This window comes from Brevibacillus nigriterrae (genome assembly GCF_049846925.1).
Lineage (GTDB): Bacteria > Bacillota > Bacilli > Brevibacillales > Brevibacillaceae > Brevibacillus_H.
This window is the reverse complement of sequence record NZ_JBNCMT010000021.1, coordinates 7,750-23,378: the sequence shown is the minus strand read 5'-3', so window position 1 is coordinate 23,378 and position 15,629 is coordinate 7,750. Positions and strand designations below refer to the sequence as shown.

18 protein-coding genes and 1 tRNA gene are annotated in these 15,629 nt (G+C 43.9%); 5 read left to right on the top strand and 14 right to left on the bottom strand.

Annotated elements, in window-relative coordinates; genetic code table 11:
- Positions 1-4: 4 nt before the first annotated feature.
- The 7 genes from tpiA to rpoN all read right to left on the bottom strand — a co-directional run bounded on the left by tpiA (position 5) and on the right by rpoN (position 7,352).
- Positions 5-769 (bottom strand): triose-phosphate isomerase, encoded by a 765-nt coding sequence (gene tpiA, locus ACPW7N_RS15940; protein WP_425652090.1) that lies wholly within the window; start codon positions 767-769, stop codon positions 5-7.
- 27 nt (positions 770-796) lie between these two features.
- Entirely contained in the window at positions 797-1,978 is a 1,182-nt protein-coding gene (locus ACPW7N_RS15935) for a phosphoglycerate kinase (RefSeq protein ID WP_425652089.1), read from the bottom strand.
- Between the two features lie 110 nt (positions 1,979-2,088).
- Entirely contained in the window at positions 2,089-3,093 is a 1,005-nt protein-coding gene (gap, locus tag ACPW7N_RS15930) for a type I glyceraldehyde-3-phosphate dehydrogenase (RefSeq protein WP_425652088.1), read from the bottom strand.
- A 1-nt stretch (position 3,094) separates the two neighbouring features.
- Entirely contained in the window at positions 3,095-4,483 is a 1,389-nt protein-coding gene (locus ACPW7N_RS15925; protein ID WP_425652087.1) for a Na+/H+ antiporter NhaC family protein, read from the bottom strand.
- Positions 4,484-4,502: 19 nt separating this feature from the next.
- Positions 4,503-5,528 carry a sugar-binding transcriptional regulator gene (locus ACPW7N_RS15920; protein ID WP_425652086.1) on the bottom strand — a complete coding sequence of 342 codons (1,026 nt, stop codon included), beginning with the start codon at positions 5,526-5,528 and terminating at the stop codon, positions 4,503-4,505.
- A 141-nt stretch (positions 5,529-5,669) separates the two neighbouring features.
- Positions 5,670-5,945, bottom strand: a complete 276-nt coding sequence (locus ACPW7N_RS15915) for a glutaredoxin family protein (protein WP_425652170.1) — start codon at positions 5,943-5,945, stop codon at positions 5,670-5,672.
- Between the two features lie 24 nt (positions 5,946-5,969).
- Entirely contained in the window at positions 5,970-7,352 is a 1,383-nt protein-coding gene (rpoN, locus tag ACPW7N_RS15910) for an RNA polymerase factor sigma-54 (protein WP_425652085.1), read from the bottom strand.
- A gap of 204 nt (positions 7,353-7,556) precedes the next feature.
- Between rpoN and ACPW7N_RS15905 the strand changes: the two genes are divergently transcribed.
- A tRNA-Arg gene (locus ACPW7N_RS15905) sits at positions 7,557-7,631 on the top strand.
- A 673-nt stretch (positions 7,632-8,304) separates the two neighbouring features.
- On the opposite strand, the gene ACPW7N_RS15900 is transcribed toward ACPW7N_RS15905, so the two are convergent.
- On the bottom strand, positions 8,305-8,577 hold the full coding sequence (locus tag ACPW7N_RS15900; RefSeq protein WP_425652084.1) for a hypothetical protein: 273 nt from the start codon (positions 8,575-8,577) through the stop codon (positions 8,305-8,307).
- 464 nt (positions 8,578-9,041) lie between these two features.
- On the opposite strand from ACPW7N_RS15900, the gene ACPW7N_RS15895 reads away from it, so the two are divergent.
- From ACPW7N_RS15895 to clpP, 4 genes are all read left to right on the top strand, one after another.
- Positions 9,042-9,653: an RNA polymerase sigma factor gene (locus ACPW7N_RS15895; RefSeq protein WP_425652083.1), complete on the top strand. Its 612-nt coding sequence runs from the start codon at positions 9,042-9,044 to the stop codon at positions 9,651-9,653.
- Complete coding sequence (locus ACPW7N_RS15890) at positions 9,640-10,194, top strand: anti-sigma factor family protein (protein ID WP_425652082.1); 555 nt, start codon at positions 9,640-9,642, stop codon at positions 10,192-10,194. The genes ACPW7N_RS15895 and ACPW7N_RS15890 overlap by 14 nt, the downstream gene beginning before the upstream one ends.
- Positions 10,191-11,321 (top strand): bactofilin family protein, encoded by a 1,131-nt coding sequence (locus ACPW7N_RS15885; protein ID WP_425652081.1) that lies wholly within the window; start codon positions 10,191-10,193, stop codon positions 11,319-11,321. The genes ACPW7N_RS15890 and ACPW7N_RS15885 overlap by 4 nt, the downstream gene beginning before the upstream one ends.
- Before the next feature lie 108 nt (positions 11,322-11,429).
- The gene (gene clpP, locus ACPW7N_RS15880) at positions 11,430-12,020 is read left to right on the top strand and encodes an ATP-dependent Clp endopeptidase proteolytic subunit ClpP (protein ID WP_425652169.1); all 591 of its coding nucleotides are present in this window, start codon (positions 11,430-11,432) and stop codon (positions 12,018-12,020) included.
- Positions 12,021-12,110: 90 nt separating this feature from the next.
- On the opposite strand, the gene ACPW7N_RS15875 is transcribed toward clpP, so the two are convergent.
- From ACPW7N_RS15875 to ACPW7N_RS15850, 6 genes are all read right to left on the bottom strand, one after another.
- On the bottom strand, positions 12,111-12,290 hold the full coding sequence (locus tag ACPW7N_RS15875; RefSeq protein ID WP_425652080.1) for an H-type small acid-soluble spore protein: 180 nt from the start codon (positions 12,288-12,290) through the stop codon (positions 12,111-12,113).
- A 13-nt stretch (positions 12,291-12,303) separates the two neighbouring features.
- Complete coding sequence (locus tag ACPW7N_RS15870) at positions 12,304-12,492, bottom strand: hypothetical protein (RefSeq protein ID WP_425652079.1); 189 nt, start codon at positions 12,490-12,492, stop codon at positions 12,304-12,306.
- A gap of 137 nt (positions 12,493-12,629) precedes the next feature.
- Positions 12,630-12,947, bottom strand: a complete 318-nt coding sequence (locus ACPW7N_RS15865; RefSeq protein ID WP_425652078.1) for a ferredoxin family protein — start codon at positions 12,945-12,947, stop codon at positions 12,630-12,632.
- On the bottom strand, positions 12,929-14,227 hold the full coding sequence (locus tag ACPW7N_RS15860) for an FAD-dependent oxidoreductase (RefSeq protein WP_425652077.1): 1,299 nt from the start codon (positions 14,225-14,227) through the stop codon (positions 12,929-12,931). Before ACPW7N_RS15860 ends, ACPW7N_RS15865 begins: the two co-directional genes overlap by 19 nt.
- Complete coding sequence (locus ACPW7N_RS15855; protein WP_425652076.1) at positions 14,220-15,290, bottom strand: electron transfer flavoprotein subunit alpha/FixB family protein; 1,071 nt, start codon at positions 15,288-15,290, stop codon at positions 14,220-14,222. Before ACPW7N_RS15855 ends, ACPW7N_RS15860 begins: the two co-directional genes overlap by 8 nt.
- Before the next feature lies 1 nt (position 15,291).
- A partial coding sequence (locus tag ACPW7N_RS15850) for an electron transfer flavoprotein subunit beta/FixA family protein (protein WP_425652075.1) occupies positions 15,292-15,629 on the bottom strand: 338 nt, incomplete at its 5' end.

The window sequence follows — 15,629 nt, the reverse complement described above, 5'->3', positions numbered from 1 at the left end:
TCACTTACCCCCTAGCTGCGCTTACCCCAGCCAGCAAGCTGGTGTATCCTTCTACAGTCAAACTGGCTCCGCCAACAAGGGCTCCGTCAATATCTGACTGAGAAAGGTAATTCGCTACATTATCTGGTTTGACGCTGCCACCATACTGGATTCGAACGGAGTCGGCTGCTTCCTGATCAAACTGACTTGCGATCACTTGACGGATGTAGCTGATTGTACGATTTGCCTCTTCAGCAGAAGACGACTTCCCTGTTCCGATTGCCCAGATCGGTTCATAAGCGATTACGAGAGTAGCCAATTGTTCCTTGCTGATGTCAGCAAGAGCGAGCTTTGTCTGACGGCTTACTACCGCTTCCGTCTGTCCCGCTTCATACTCCTCCAGCGATTCACCCACACATACAATCGGAATCAAGTCGTGAGCCAACGCTGCTTTCACTTTCTTGTTCACCGTTTCGTCTGTTTCATTAAAATACTGTCTGCGCTCGGAGTGACCAAGAATGACATATTCGACACCAAGTTCAGCAAGCATTAAAGGACTGATTTCTCCTGTAAACGCCCCTTGTTCTTCAAAGTGCATATTTTGAGCCCCAAGTGCATATTCGCTGCCTTTCAACACTTGAGCAAGAGCAGGTAATGCTGTAAAAGGTGCACAAATCACCTTTTCCACATGAGGAATTGGATCAGTAGCCAACAATTGATTGGCAAACTGTGTTGCTTCTGCAATCGTCTTGAACATTTTCCAATTTCCTGCCAATATAGGCATTCTCATCCCAGTTATCCTCCCAATCATTCTTTTTTATTTATCTTGCAACGCAGTTACACCTGGCAGGTCTTTGCCCTCCATGAACTCCAGAGAAGCACCTCCGCCAGTGGAAATGTGCGACATCTTCTCAGCGACATGCGCTTTTTCAACGGCAGCTACAGAGTCTCCGCCACCAATAATCGTCATTCCTGTGGAGTCTGCCATCGCTTCTGCTACACCAATTGTACCTTTAGCAAAAGCATCCATTTCAAATACACCCATCGGTCCATTCCAGATGATGGTCTCGGAAGCCTGGATTGCATTTCGGAATGATTCAACACTCTTTGGTCCTACATCGAGAGCCATCCAACCATCTGGAATCGCATCAATAGCAACAACCTGCGTGTTGGCATCCGCAGCAAATTTGTCTGCAACGATGACATCAACTGGCATCAGCAATTGAACACCTCGTTCTTTTGCTTGTGCCATCAAGCTTTGTGCCAGTTCCAGCTTATCATCTTCACAAAGGGAAGAACCAACACCGTGGCCCTGTGCTTTGATAAAAGTATTCGCCATGCCGCCACCGATGATCAGCGTATCCACTTTGGTCAGCAAGTTCTCAATTACAGCGATTTTATCTTTCACTTTTGCTCCGCCGATAATCGCAGTGAATGGACGCTTCGGATTGGACAGCGCTCCACCTAAAAACTCGATTTCCTTTTCCATTAATAGTCCAGCAACAGCCGGTATGTATTGAGCAATTCCCGCAGTAGATGCATGTGCACGGTGAGCCGCTCCGAAAGCATCATTAACGAACACATCCGCTAACTTTGCGAAGCTTTGAGCCAACTCAGGATCGTTTTTCTCTTCACCTGCGTGGAAACGAACGTTTTCTAATAAAAGTACATCCCCGTTTTGCATAGCTGACACAGCTTGCTCCACTTCCGAACCAATTGAATCATCAACCTTCTTAACTGCTTTACCAAGTAATGTGGAGAGATGTACACCAACTGGAGTAAGTCTCATCTCATCAACTACTTTTCCTTTTGGACGACCAAAGTGACTGGCTAAAATGACTTTAGCCCCTTGTTCAACCAGATATTGAATCGTAGGGAGTGCTGCACGAATACGCGTGTCATCCGTTATTACACCATCTTGCATGGGTACGTTGAAATCCACACGGCAAAAAATACGTTTTCCTGACAGTTCTACTTCTCGGATCGACTTTTTGTTCACGGACGGGTCCTCCTCGGCTTGGCAAAACCAATATTTATTCAATGATAAGGCACGTGAAAAGGGAGAGGTTCCTCTCCCTTTCGCTATTCACACCGTAACTATTGTAAGGTTTAGAGGCCACGCTGTGCAACATATTCGCATAAGTCAATTACACGGTTTGAGTAACCCCACTCATTATCATACCAAGCAACTACTTTCACCATGTTTCCATCGATCACCATCGTAGATAAAGCATCAATTGTAGAGGAAGTCGGGTTACCAATGTAGTCAGAAGAAACGAGCGGCTCGTCAGAGTATGCCAGCACGCCTTTCAGCGGACCTTCTGCTGCTTCCTTCAATGCTGCATTCACTTCTTCAACCGTAACATCTTGCTTCACTTCAACTACCAAGTCAACAACAGAAACGTTCGGCGTTGGCACACGCATCGCCATACCATTCAATTTGCCTTTGAGCTCTGGAAGTACCAAGGAAACTGCTTTAGCAGCACCTGTAGATGTTGGGATGATGTTCTCAGCCGCTGCACGAGCACGACGAAGGTCTTTGTGCGGCAGGTCAAGAATTTGTTGGTCATTGGTATAGGAGTGAACAGTCGTCATCAAGCCACGGACGATACCGTATTTCTCCAAAAGAACTTTTGCAAATGGAGCCAAGCAGTTCGTAGTACAAGATGCGTTAGAGATAACCGTGTGCTGAGCTGGATCATATTGCTCGTGGTTAACACCCATTACCACAGTAATATCTTCATTTGTTGCAGGTGCGGAGATAATTACTTTTTTCGCTCCGCCTTCCAGGTGTTTCGCTGCATCTTCACGTTTTGTGAAACGACCTGTCGATTCAATTACGATCTCAACACCGTACTCGCCCCATTTGAGTTGAGCCGGGTCACGCTCAGCCAATACCTTAATTTCTCTGCCACCGACAATCAGGTTGCTCCCGGATACTTCTACTGGCAAATCGAGAACACCATGAACGCTGTCGTATTTTAACAAATGAGCCAATGTTTTAGCATCTGTTAAGTCATTGATTGCTACGATCTCAAGATTTGGATTACCTACTGCTGCACGAAATACGTTACGTCCAATTCGTCCGAAACCATTAATCCCTACTTTTACCATGTTAAAAAACCTCCTCTTTATTTACGTGAAAATCTTTGGTGTTTTTCGTCCCAAATTTATGTGAGTTATCGAAATAACTGAAAAGAATCGTGATAATTGGTAATAAAAGGGCAAACCATAGAAATGGGAGAGCTTCTGTTGTCTTAACCCCTAATGTGACGCTCATAACCATCGATAACCCATTCCACGGAACCAACACAGGCATTACCATCGTTGCATCTAGTAAGGTTCTACCGAGAAGCTCTTTTCCATTCGGAAATTGAGCAAATCGCCGATACAAGGTACTGCCAAGAATGAGTAAGGGAATGGTTTGATTGCAACTGATGATAATGACCAACAACGAGAGCCCAACACTTTTGAAAACTAGGTTTCCCATTTTATCTGTATTACCCATCAGTTTGTCGACAATCGGTTTCAAAAGATTCGCATTTTGCAAGATACCGTTCAGAAAACCCGCCAGAGCAATGAGCAACAAAACGGTCAAAATTGGTATCATGCCACCGCCGTGAACCAGTTCATCCAGCACAGTCCCCGAATTCAAATCAAATCCGAGAAACATCGATGAGACAAATTCTTGGATCCCTATTGGCCTTTGCAAAACCATAAGTACAAATGAGACCATAATCCCAATAAGAAGGGAAGGGATTGCCTTTATTCGAAACAAAAATGAACCGATAATCGCTGCTAGTGGCGCCAATGAGAGTAAGGATATCGGAAAATGTGTTTGTAGCAAGTGTTGGTAATTCTCGATGATATCCGTTCCTGCTCCGTTCGTGCGAAAAATATCCAATCCAAGAAAGAGCAGTCCAGTAACACCAAAGGCAAGCAGACCTGTTTTTCTTGAAATGCTACTGATTCGCTCTGCATCTCCTTCGATGCTGCTGATCGCCAGAAGCCTGCTACTCGATACAGGCGAGAAACGCTCCCCGACCATCGCCCCGGATATCAACGCTCCAGCCACCATGGCAAGGGATATCTGTGAAGCATGGGCAATTCCAACGATCGAAAGACCAATCGTGCTTAGTGTGCCCACCGATGTCCCAAGCAGATACGAAACAAGTGAAGTTAAAAGAAAGCCAATGACCAGCAAATAACTTATATTTACGACCCCTAACCCGTAGTAAATAATCCCGGGAATCGTCCCACTCATCATCAGCAGTGGGATTAATATTCCGACAAGTGCCAGAATATATAAGACAGGCTTCGTTTGCTTGATTCCTTGCAATCCAGCTCGAATTTGACTGTGTAAGAGATGCCCTAATCTCTTCCCGACGAAAAGCGTAACAAGAATCGTAACTGCTAATATTGCCGGAATGGGGAAATCAAGTAGTAACGAAAATAGAATACCCAGGATTAATGTTGCTATTGGGACATAATACAAGAGGCTCATCAGTGCCTGTCATCCTTCCTTACACGGTCTTTTCAAGGAGTGCTCTTGCTGCTCCCTCATCCGTAATAAGTATATTTTGGCACTTATGCTTGGCAAAGGAAAGAATTGCGTGTGCTTTGCTGCTTCCGCCTGCGATGGAAATGACTACTTCTGCTTCCTTAACATCTTCCAACTGAAGCCCAATCGTCGGCATCCGATGTACAATCTCACCTTTGTCATTGAAATAGTAACCGAAAGCCTCCGAAACTGCTCCCAAGCGATGTAATTCCAACAATTCCTCTGTTCCGTACTGCCGTCGTTTTGCCATCGTAATGGCATCACCGATTCCGTGCAGGACCACTCGGGAAGATCGAACTAGCGAAAGCACTTCTGCTACCTGCGGCTCTGCTACAAGTGTATGAAATGCATCCGGTCCCAATCGATCTGGAACGTGCAACAAGCGATACGTTCCACCCGTTTTCGCTGCCATCAGGGATACAAGTGTGTTGGCCTGAAGTTCTGCTTTCTCACCAAGTCCCCCACGGGCAGGTACAAACTGTACACTGCGGAGCACTGCCGATGGAGTTAAATGGGAAGCAACACTGGCAATCGTCGAACCTCCGGTAACAGCAACGACATCACCCTCACGCACGGTCTGTTTCAAAATTCGTGCGCCTGCTCTGCCAAGTTCCTGTTTCACACCGTCTGAAATATCAGCGTTACCAGGCACGACCACGACTTGCTCTACATCGAGTCGTTGTTGCAGCAGACGAGACAGTTCGTTCAGACCAAAAATGTCTTCTGCCATTTCCTCCATTTGTTCCAAGACCCTGATTCCTTCAACAGTGCAGCTCATTCCTGCGGGCGATACATCGAGTAGCCCCATTTCTTTTAACAGGTCCACTTCCGCACGAAGAATCCGCTCTGTCGTCTGCATGGTCTGAGCCAACGCTCTTCGTCCAATTGGTTGCAGGTGGTAAATGGATTGCAGCAGCGTAAATCTTTTGCGAAGGACATCCATAAGATCAGGCACTAGTTTTTTCTGTACCTCGATTAGCTGGCGCATACCTCATCTCCTTTTGGAGAATAGGGACTATTTCGGTCCCGGTTATACATTTTTTGTCCCACATAGAGCAAAAAAAAGAAAAGCCTCTATACATGTATAGTAACGCAAATTCCATTTCGTTACAAGTCCATCTATAAAAGCTTACGCAAACAAGCGAGCACGACGGGTCAGTTCTTCTCGAAATTCATACTCCGTCACTACAGAGGTAACGGAAGGAAACACTTCTTCACCGTCAATGGCGACCACCGGGATTGTAAACATGTGTTTCTGGTGCAACTCATCGTCTCCGGTGATGTCAACCAGTGTAAGGATCAAGGGAAACTCCCTCCCGACCCGCTTGATCAATTTCTCCACATCATCACACAAGTGACATCCCGGACGTCCATATAAAACGATTTGAAATGGAAGTCTCTCCATTTTCAACCACTCTGCCTCTCTATATCAATATCGTTTCCTTTTGGCAGAAGAGGCAATCATCATCTCTTCACGATATTTGGCAACCGTTCTCCTTGAGATTTCAATGCCTTCTTTGTCCAGCAGTTCCGATAATTTTTGATCGGATAGCGGCTGCTTCCTGTCTTCTGCATCAATCAGTGCTTTAATCCGCTTCTTCACACTTTCAGAAGAGGCAGATTCACCGGAGGCAGTAGTCAGGGCGGATGTGAAAAAGTACTTTAATTCAAAAACACCACGAGGCGTCTGGACGTACTTATTGCTTGTCGCTCTGCTCACTGTTGATTCATGCAGGTTCACTTTTTCAGCGATCTCTTTTTGCGTCATCGGTTTCAAATAATGAACACCACGATCAAAGAACTCCCGTTGCATTTCCACAATGGCTTGCGTTACTTTAAGCAGAGTCAATCGCCGTTGCTCCAGGCTTTTCGCTAACCAGATCGCTGCATTCAGTTTATCATGAATAAATTGCTTTGCCTCTTCCTGTGTCTTGTTTTCTTTGAGCATCTTTTCGTAAAAACGATTAATCGATAGGCGAGGCGTAGAAACATCATTGACGAATACCACGTATTCACCGGATATTTTTTCTACGGCTACATCAGGGACGATATACCGGGTCTCCCCTGCTCCATAAGCTGCTCCTGGTCTGGGATTCAGCGTCTTTACAACATCTGCGATTTCCTGAACTTGCTGAACCGTGATTTGCAACTTTTCAGCAATTCGTGAAAAACGATTGTTTGCCAAATCCTGAAGGTGATCAAGAACAACTGCAATCGTGTGTTCATCATTGTAGCCTTCATACTGAAGTTGCAAAACCAGACACTCTTCCAGATTGCGTGCACCTACGCCAACAGGATCAAACCGTTGAATGATGGTCAAAACAGGTTCGAGCTCAAGTATCGATACACCCAATCGTTGACTGGCTTCCTCCAGACTCACTTCCAGATACCCTTTTTCATTGATATTCCCGATCAAGAAAAGTCCCATTTGTTTCTGGGAAGAGGTCAGTCCCTTTGTGAAGCCAAGTTGTGAGGTCAAGTAATCATAAAGGGTTTTATCGGAAGCTTGAACATAATCGAGCGGATTGTAAGTGCTTTCATTTTTATTCACAGAATAATCGCTGCGATCTTGATTCTGTGCGATTTCTTTCCAATCAATTTCTACTCGTTCGGTTGGGCGTTTCTGCTCCAAACGTTCAGCAGTCGCACTTACTTCGTGCAGTTCAATTACCGGATTCTCTGCTGCTTGTTCTTGAAGATATGATAAAAGATCTGTGGCGGAATATTGCAAGATTGTGATAGCCTGTCTAAGCTCCGGCGTCATTACCAGTTTTAATGTTTGTTCTTGATATAAGCCAAACCCCATATTCATACTGGCTCCGCCTCCCTTTTCAAGTTTCTATATATCTATATGCATATTATTCTAACTAACATGCAATTATCCTGCCAATCTCAAAAATTTGGATAGGTAAAAAGTTTTGAATTTGTTCACTACATGGCTTGTACAACAGGAAATCATTTTTGATTTACTTTTTCACGTCTATCCTCTATAATAGTCATTACTGTGTTAAATTTTGCGCCCGTAGCTCAGTGGATAGAGCAGCGGTCTCCGGAACCGCGTGCGGAGGTTCGATTCCTCTCGGGCGTACCATCTATACGAATAATAACTAGGTTCTGAATAATAATCGTTAGCCTCCGTTGAAGAAACGGAGGTTTTTTTATGGACAATTATCTAAAACTACACAGTTAAATATAATATATGAAAATTCTCATGTGTAAATATATGGAAAATACCTGGAGTGTAAGGAAAGGAAATCCATTAAGGAGGACCATCTATGTCAATATTTAATTGGTATAGCAGGCGTATAAGTTATTCAAACATTGAACTTCAAAAGCTAAGAATTGCAGAAGAGCTGAGGCGAACGAGGTTGTTTTCAAACGTAAGTGTTAGTCAAAAAAGTGTTACAGGTATAACAAACGGGTGTGCAATCTCCATTGTTCACTTTCCCTTTGAACGTTTTCAATACTACGAAGTTATAATGAGTTGTTGTAACGGTAACAATCCTGAACACACCAGGAGTATGATTGATCGTGTTCTCAACACAATTGATAGGACACGTCCAGGCGGTACGGGTCCTGTTATCGAGTAAAAAGTCCTTCTTTCCCATACGTAAACCTCCGTTGCACCTTAAGCGTTGTTAGGTGCAGTGATCCTCTCGGACGTACCATCTATAAGATGACAAACTAGGTGCTATATACCTGGTTTTTTTATTGACGTATCTCCCACTCCACTTCAAACCCTCCCTTCACACATTGCCGGCAATTCACAATCGCTTCATACATTCCATCCTGTTTGATGATTTCATGATTTCCCAACCAAATACCCCAAACAAGTATAAAATTCCGAAAAACAGGCAACCTGCAAATAGGTACATGTGTCCGACCTTCCAGTTGCTTTGTATCTCCCATCTGCGCACAGCCCAGTCAATCACCAACGAGACGGAAATCCCATACAAATAGGTAATGGGAGTCGCCCACACAATCATGACCATGATGTCGTGTGGATTTACTGCCATAAACAGAACAAACCATTCCAACTCACCTCTCATCCATTTTACTGGCTGCCAACCAAAAATACTTTTCTTTACAGCTTTATCGTGATAGGCTAAGAGTAATTCCTAATGTTCGAACCAACGAAAGGAGAGATATTGATGTTACACAATACAACTCCACTTCCTATTTACTGTGAGGAATGTAAAGCAAAAGAAATCGAACCGTGCCCACATTGCGAAAAATAAGCCACAAAAAGAAGGTGAACAGCTCACCTTCTTTTTTTATTTATCCACAACAGATCATTACCCTGTGAAAAATGTGCATAACTCTGTGGATAAGTCATTCAACTTTTTATGCGGTTTTTTGCCTTTTTCTTTTAAACCATCCTACGAACATTTGTTTTTGTTAACAAATTGTTGATATCTTTGTGGATAAGTATGATTCTTATTTATTCTTGAAATTAATCCATGTGTTCTTTCGTAATTAACAAGCGAAAGGAGGTATACGAATGGATGAGTCGCAACGAGATGAACTGTACAATATGAATTTGCAAGCATTGCAACATATTCAACAGTTTCTCCAAGGAAATTCTTCAGCATTTCATTCACTTGTTCACTTATTTGGTACAAGGGCTTACCGAATCATTCAGAAGATGATCTATTCTTATCATGACGCCCAAGACGTGAACAATGAAGTCTGGCTTAAAGTCGCTCAGAACCTGCATAAATACGATCAGACTTTCCCTTTTCATTCATGGTTATACCGACTTGTCTCTAACACATGTATTGATTTCTTGCGAAAGAAGAGGGAGATCACAATGGAAGATGATCAACTTCATCATCAAATACATAAAACAGCATATACCGACAATAATCCTGAAGGCGATTACATACAAAAGGAATTTATGGCTCATCTTCAAGGCCTGTTAACCTATCTAGACGAAACAGACAGGTTAATTGTTACGCTTCGCTTTACCGAGCAACTGAGCTATGACGAGATTGGAGCAATTGTAGGAATGAGTAAGAACACAGTAGGAACCCGTTTATTCAGAGCACGCAAAGAGTTGAAGCAGCTTTTTGAGACTCATGTTCAAAGGAGGGTAATCGATGCAGCATATTGATGAACTGACCATGATGATGTATATCGACCGAGAATTACGTTCAGAAGAAAATCTGCAAGTATCAAGCCACCTGCTTGATTGCCCATCTTGTCAGGCAACACTCGCCAGGTTGCAAGCAGAACAGTCCTTTTTTTGCCATTCCTTTTGCCTGTCCATTACTTCCTTTCCCATCGCACTCTCGCAAACCACCACCAAACAAATTGAAATGATTGCTCAAATTCACAAAGAAAAGTGCATGAAATCAACTTATCGTTGCTTTGTGATGGCTGGTATAGCTGCGATCATGTTTATCATTGGCACGATCTACTGTCAGGGCTGGACCATACGGTGGATGCAATCCGTTTGGGGTGCCTGGCAGCATTCTGTTCTTTGGAACTCTACGTTTTGGTTACGTGAAAATTTGTCATCGTTTTTTTCAGCCTCGACCATCTATTCCCTCTCCGGAATATGTGTGATAACACTCAGCATCATGCTGTTCACTTACCTTTTCCGAACGACCGGTTCTCATTGGGGTAACTCAGAAGGGGTGATGAAAGAGTGAAACGATTGTTCACTTGTTCCCTGCTGGCAGTATTATTGCTGTTTATCAGCTCAGGTAGCATGGTTTATGCTTTGAGCAGCATCGATCAGGAGAAATATATACTCGCTCCAGATCAGGTTCATGAAGGAGATATGGTGCTTAGTGCTCATAAAGCCATTATCGACGGAACAATCAACGGGGACCTATATGTTTTCGCTGAAAGTATACAGATTAACGGAAACGTAAACGGTGACGTGATTGCCTTTGCTGCCGAAACGGACATTCATGGAAAAATTGATGGAAATCTTCGAGCCTTCACCCAATATGCTACTGTAAGTGGATCTATATCCCGCAACATCACGTCATTCGCTCAACAAACATCAATAACGGAAAAAGGAACCGTCAATGGCAGCATCCTTACCTTCTCGGAAACATTCGATCTGGCCGGTGAGGTTAAGAAAGAAGCAAACGGATTCGTTAATAACATGCTGATTGCCGGGAAGTTGGGACGAGGCACCTCATTACTAACTGTGAACCATCTGGAATTGGGTTCTACCGCTCGAGTGGATGGAAATCTGGAGTATACCAGCCCATCAAAAGCACTCATTCAGCCTGGCGCTGTCCTATCGGGTACTGAACATTTCAGTAAGGCTGAACCAGATGAAGAAGACAACACGAAATATATCCCTCTGATTATGGTGCTAATGTTCCTGCTCAGTACGATTATTGTCTGGTTGTTGCTCCGATTCCTTTTGGGAAGCACGTTGAATCGAATTCATAGTCAATTCGATACCAAACAAGCAACGACATTTGGTTTCGGGTTGGTTTTCTTCTTAAGTGTTCCTGTTGCTATTTTGATTTTACTCTTCAGCGTCATTGGTATTCCAACTGGGCTCACGTTGTTGTTCAGCTACCTCATTCTACTTTTCGTGGCAAAAATTTTCGTAGGGTCCTGGGCAGGCACACGTATCGTGAAGCACTACAATTTGCCCATCCATCCCATTTTCGCAGAGTTTCTCGGAATCCTTGCCTTGTATGGACTTTTAAAAATTCCGTTCGTAGGCTTTCTCCTGGATCTTGGAGTCTGGATTTTCTTCCTTGGAGCAATTGCTGTAACCATACGTTCGATAAACCGAAGAGCCGTTTAAGTTGCCAGCATTTCGGATACATTAGAGAGAGAATTGTTTTGAAATGTTTGACCTTTGTTGACCATTCTTGTATGATACTTGTAAAGGGAGGAGGAATGAGGAATGAACATGAACCTAATACCTACCGTAATTGAACAAACCAATCGTGGTGAGCGTGCTTACGATATTTACTCTCGACTGTTGAAAGATCGGATTATTTTTTTAGGAACCCCGATCAATGACGTCGTATCCAATATCGTGGTAGCCCAACTGTTATTCTTGGCAGCAGAAGACCCTGATAAGGATATCCATTTGTACATTAATAGTCCCGGTGGTTCCATTACTGCTGGTATGGCTATTTATGATACCATGCAATTTATCAAGCCTGACGTTTCTACGATCTGCATCGGTATGGCCGCTTCCATGGGTTCCTTCTTGCTTTGTGCAGGAGCAAAAGGCAAACGTTATGCCCTTCCTAACAGCGAGGTAATGATTCACCAACCACTGGGTGGCGCACAAGGCCAAGCAAGCGACATCGAGATTGCAGCTAAACGCATTATCAAAATGCGTGAACACTTAAACAGTATTTACGCAGAGAGAACAGGGCAGCCAATCGAGCGAATCGCGCAGGATACAGATCGGGATAACTTCATGTCCGCTCAACAGGCCAAAGAATACGGTATTATTGACGACGTGATTACCAAAACACCAGCTAAATAATCATAAAATTGACTTTGAAGTACATACAGCAAGAAAAGCAGAAAGGGGCGGCCCTCAGTCTAAATTAGACTTGTGGAACCGCCCTCTTATTTATTTTTCATCCAATAGCTTCACAGATACTCGCTTGGTATCTTTGGGATCACTTTCCGGATGAATCCGAACCGTATTAGTAGCCTCTTCTACCCCATCGATCCAGACGGGAACTCCTTGATACATGACTTGAATCTTTTCTTCAGACTGTACAATCTGTAAAGCACGATTTACATCCATCTGTATGTACCTCCTATTCTTTTTCCTGTTCCATTTTATCGGAACCCGACATGGTATCAGTTTGAGTTTCTTCGATCAACCCATTTTGTACAGTTACCTGTCCTCCACCAAGGCCTTCATTCACCATGCGATCAATGTCCATAAAGGCATCATCACGGGATTCATATAAAGAGTCGGAAAGATCTTTCCTTGGATTGGCCATAGTTTACCTCCCTGCTTCACGACTATTTGTAGGTTTTCCCATGTTGTAGCTACATATTCTAAAAAAGGAGCTTCCGGTTTGCCAGAAAGCAAAAAGACCTGTTCCTAAATCGAAACAGGTCTTTTGGTCAATTGATTCTATGCTAAGCGGAAAACGATACCATGTCCACCTTTTGGATATTCCCACTTGATGTTTTGATGCGGGCAGCCAATACGGCAGCTTCCACACTCGTGACATCCTTCATAACCTACAGCCATACGTCCCTTGTCTTCCCATTTATACACTTCTGCCGGGCAGAAAACCGTGCATAGCTTATCCGGACATTTCGTAGCGCAAATATCGTGATCAAGGACGTGAAGATGAGATTCATGGTTTGCACGGAAACGGACAAGATATTGCTTGGCTTCAAGAGTATTTGTTTTTTCCACCTTGCTCATTATTTCATCACCTTCCATGCTCGATAGATATCACTTACCAGCTTCATCGTGCCATGTTTCTCACGAATTGACTTGAGAATCTTAGTTTGCTTATCTTTCTTCGATGTGCCGTCGACAGTGAAGAACTCACTGGCTGCTTCGTTCATCATCGGGATGTAATCACGGAGGTACTGTGGATAGTTCTCGAATGTATGAGTCGCATCCTTGTATTTCTTCAAGTCTTGACCAACAAAGCTATCCATCAGACGAGTACGGTAGCTATCCAGCATATTTTCGCTGAAGTCTCCCGCTTTCTTCGCCAAAATGATCGTTTCAGCAGCAAGTTTACCGGATGTCATCGCCAAGTTGGAACCTTCACGGTGGATACCGTTAACCAACTGAGCAGCATCCCCGACTACCAACACACCATTTCCTGCTACTTTTGGAATGGCATGATAGCCACCCTCTGGAATCAAGTGTGCTGCATACTCCTGTGCTTCACTACCCTTGATCAACGGTTGAATCATTTTGTGATTCTTCACGTATTCCAAGAGATCGTATGGACGCATTTTGGATTTAATTAAACCGGATAGGGTGGTACCCACACCGATATTGATAGAGTCTTTGTTGGTGTACAGGAAAGCAGTACCCACTACACCTTTCGTTGCATCCCCGTATAATTCAATCGTACAGCCTTGATTCGGTTCAAGGTTGAAACGTTCTTCAATTTTTTCAGCAGGCAATTTCAAAACTTCCATTACTGCCAAGGCAACATGATCTGGCTTGATCTCTTTATGGAATCCGAGTTGCTTGGAGAGAAGGGAGTTAACCCCGTCTGCGAGTACTACTACATCAGCATATACATCGCCATCAGGACGGTCAGTGCGTACACCTACCACACGTCCATCTTCCACGATACATTCAGTTACAACTGTTTCATTGATCAAAAGAGCTCCTGCTTCTACTGCTTTGTTTGCGAACCATTGGTCGAACTTCGCACGTAGAACGGTAAAACAGTTATATGGTTCTTTTGCCCATTCCATCCCTTTATAACCAAAGGACATAACGGATTCTTCACCTAACATCCAGAAGCGTTGCTCAATAACTGGGCGCTCAATTGGAGCTTCTTTCCAGAATTCAGGAACGAACTCTTCTGTTTGTTTACGATATAATACTCCACCCATTACGTTTTTGGCACCTGGGTATTCACCACGCTCGATCAAGAGAACGTTGAGGCCAGCTTTGGCACTAGTTAGAGCACAGGCAGTACCAGCAGGACCAGCACCGACTACGATTACGTCAAATTTTTGTTTAGCCACGTACGCTCTCCCCTTCCTGTTCCGCTGCAGCAGCAACTTCTTGGACTTGTTTTTGTGGAGTCCATTTTTTGAATTCTTCGATGAGAAGAGGTACGATTTCGAATGCGTCACCAACAATTCCGTACGTAGCTACCTGGAAGATAGCAGCATTTGGATCTTTATTGATCGCAATAATCAACTCGGAGTTCTGCATACCAACAACGTGTTGTACAGCACCAGAGATACCGATGGCAAAGTAGATTTTCGGTGTTACGGTAACACCTGTTTGACCGATTTGATATTCATGACCGATCCAACCAGCTTCAACTGCGTCACGGCTTGCACCTACTGTTCCACCGAGTGCTTCAGCCAGTTGATGGCAAAGATCAAAGCCTTTTTGATCCCCTAAGCCTTTACCACCTGCAACGATGATATGCGCTTCTTCGAGGTTTACTCCTTTGCCTGCATCCATTACCACTTTGAGCACTTTGGTACGAAGGCTTTCTTCTTCCACATGGAAAGGCTCTTCAACCACTTTTCCCGTACGAGTGTAATCCGGTTCAAGCGCTTTCATAACGCGAGGGCGCACAGATGCCATCTGTGGACGATGGTTCTTACAAAGGATGGTAGCCATGATATTACCACCGAAAGCTGGGCGGCTTGCTTCGAGTAAACGACCTGCAACATCAACGTCAAGGATCGTTGTATCAGCAGTCAAACCGGTTGCCAATTCAGTTGTTACAGCACTCGCCAGGTCTTTACCTGTAGAAGTTGCACCGTACAAGAAGATTTCTGGCTTATATTTTTCACAAAGTTCTACAACACCCTGCATGTATGTCTCAGAGCGGTAGTCTTTTAAAACAGGAGCATCCATCATGTAAACAATATCTGCACCATGTGCAAAACAGGTTTTAGGCAATTCTTTTATATTGGAGCCAAGCAAAACGCCGCAAAGATTTGCTTCGAGCTTATCCGCAAGAGCACGACCTGCACCAAGGAGTTCTAATGAAACACCTGCAATTTTGCCTTCATGTTGTTCAATGAAAACCCAAACATCTCTATGATCAGCCAGTACATGTGCCATCTTATGCTCCTCCTTTCGTAGCAAACAACTCTTTGCGTTCGCCTAACAGTTCAAGAACTTTTGCTACTTGCTCTTTCGGTGTTCCTTCGATTTTTTTGCCGCCTTCCAATTTTGGAGGTGCAAACATCTTGCCTACAACAGTAGGAGAACCCTTCAGACCAAGTTGTTGCATGTCAACGTTCTCGAGATCGTTTACAGTCCATACAACCGGATTAAACCTAGCTGCACGAATCATGTTAGGAAGTGGAGAGTAAGAAACCTCGTTGATTTCTTTCTCAGTGGTAAGCAAGCATGGCATTGTAGATTGAATCACCTCATAGCCATTCTCACGTTTACGAT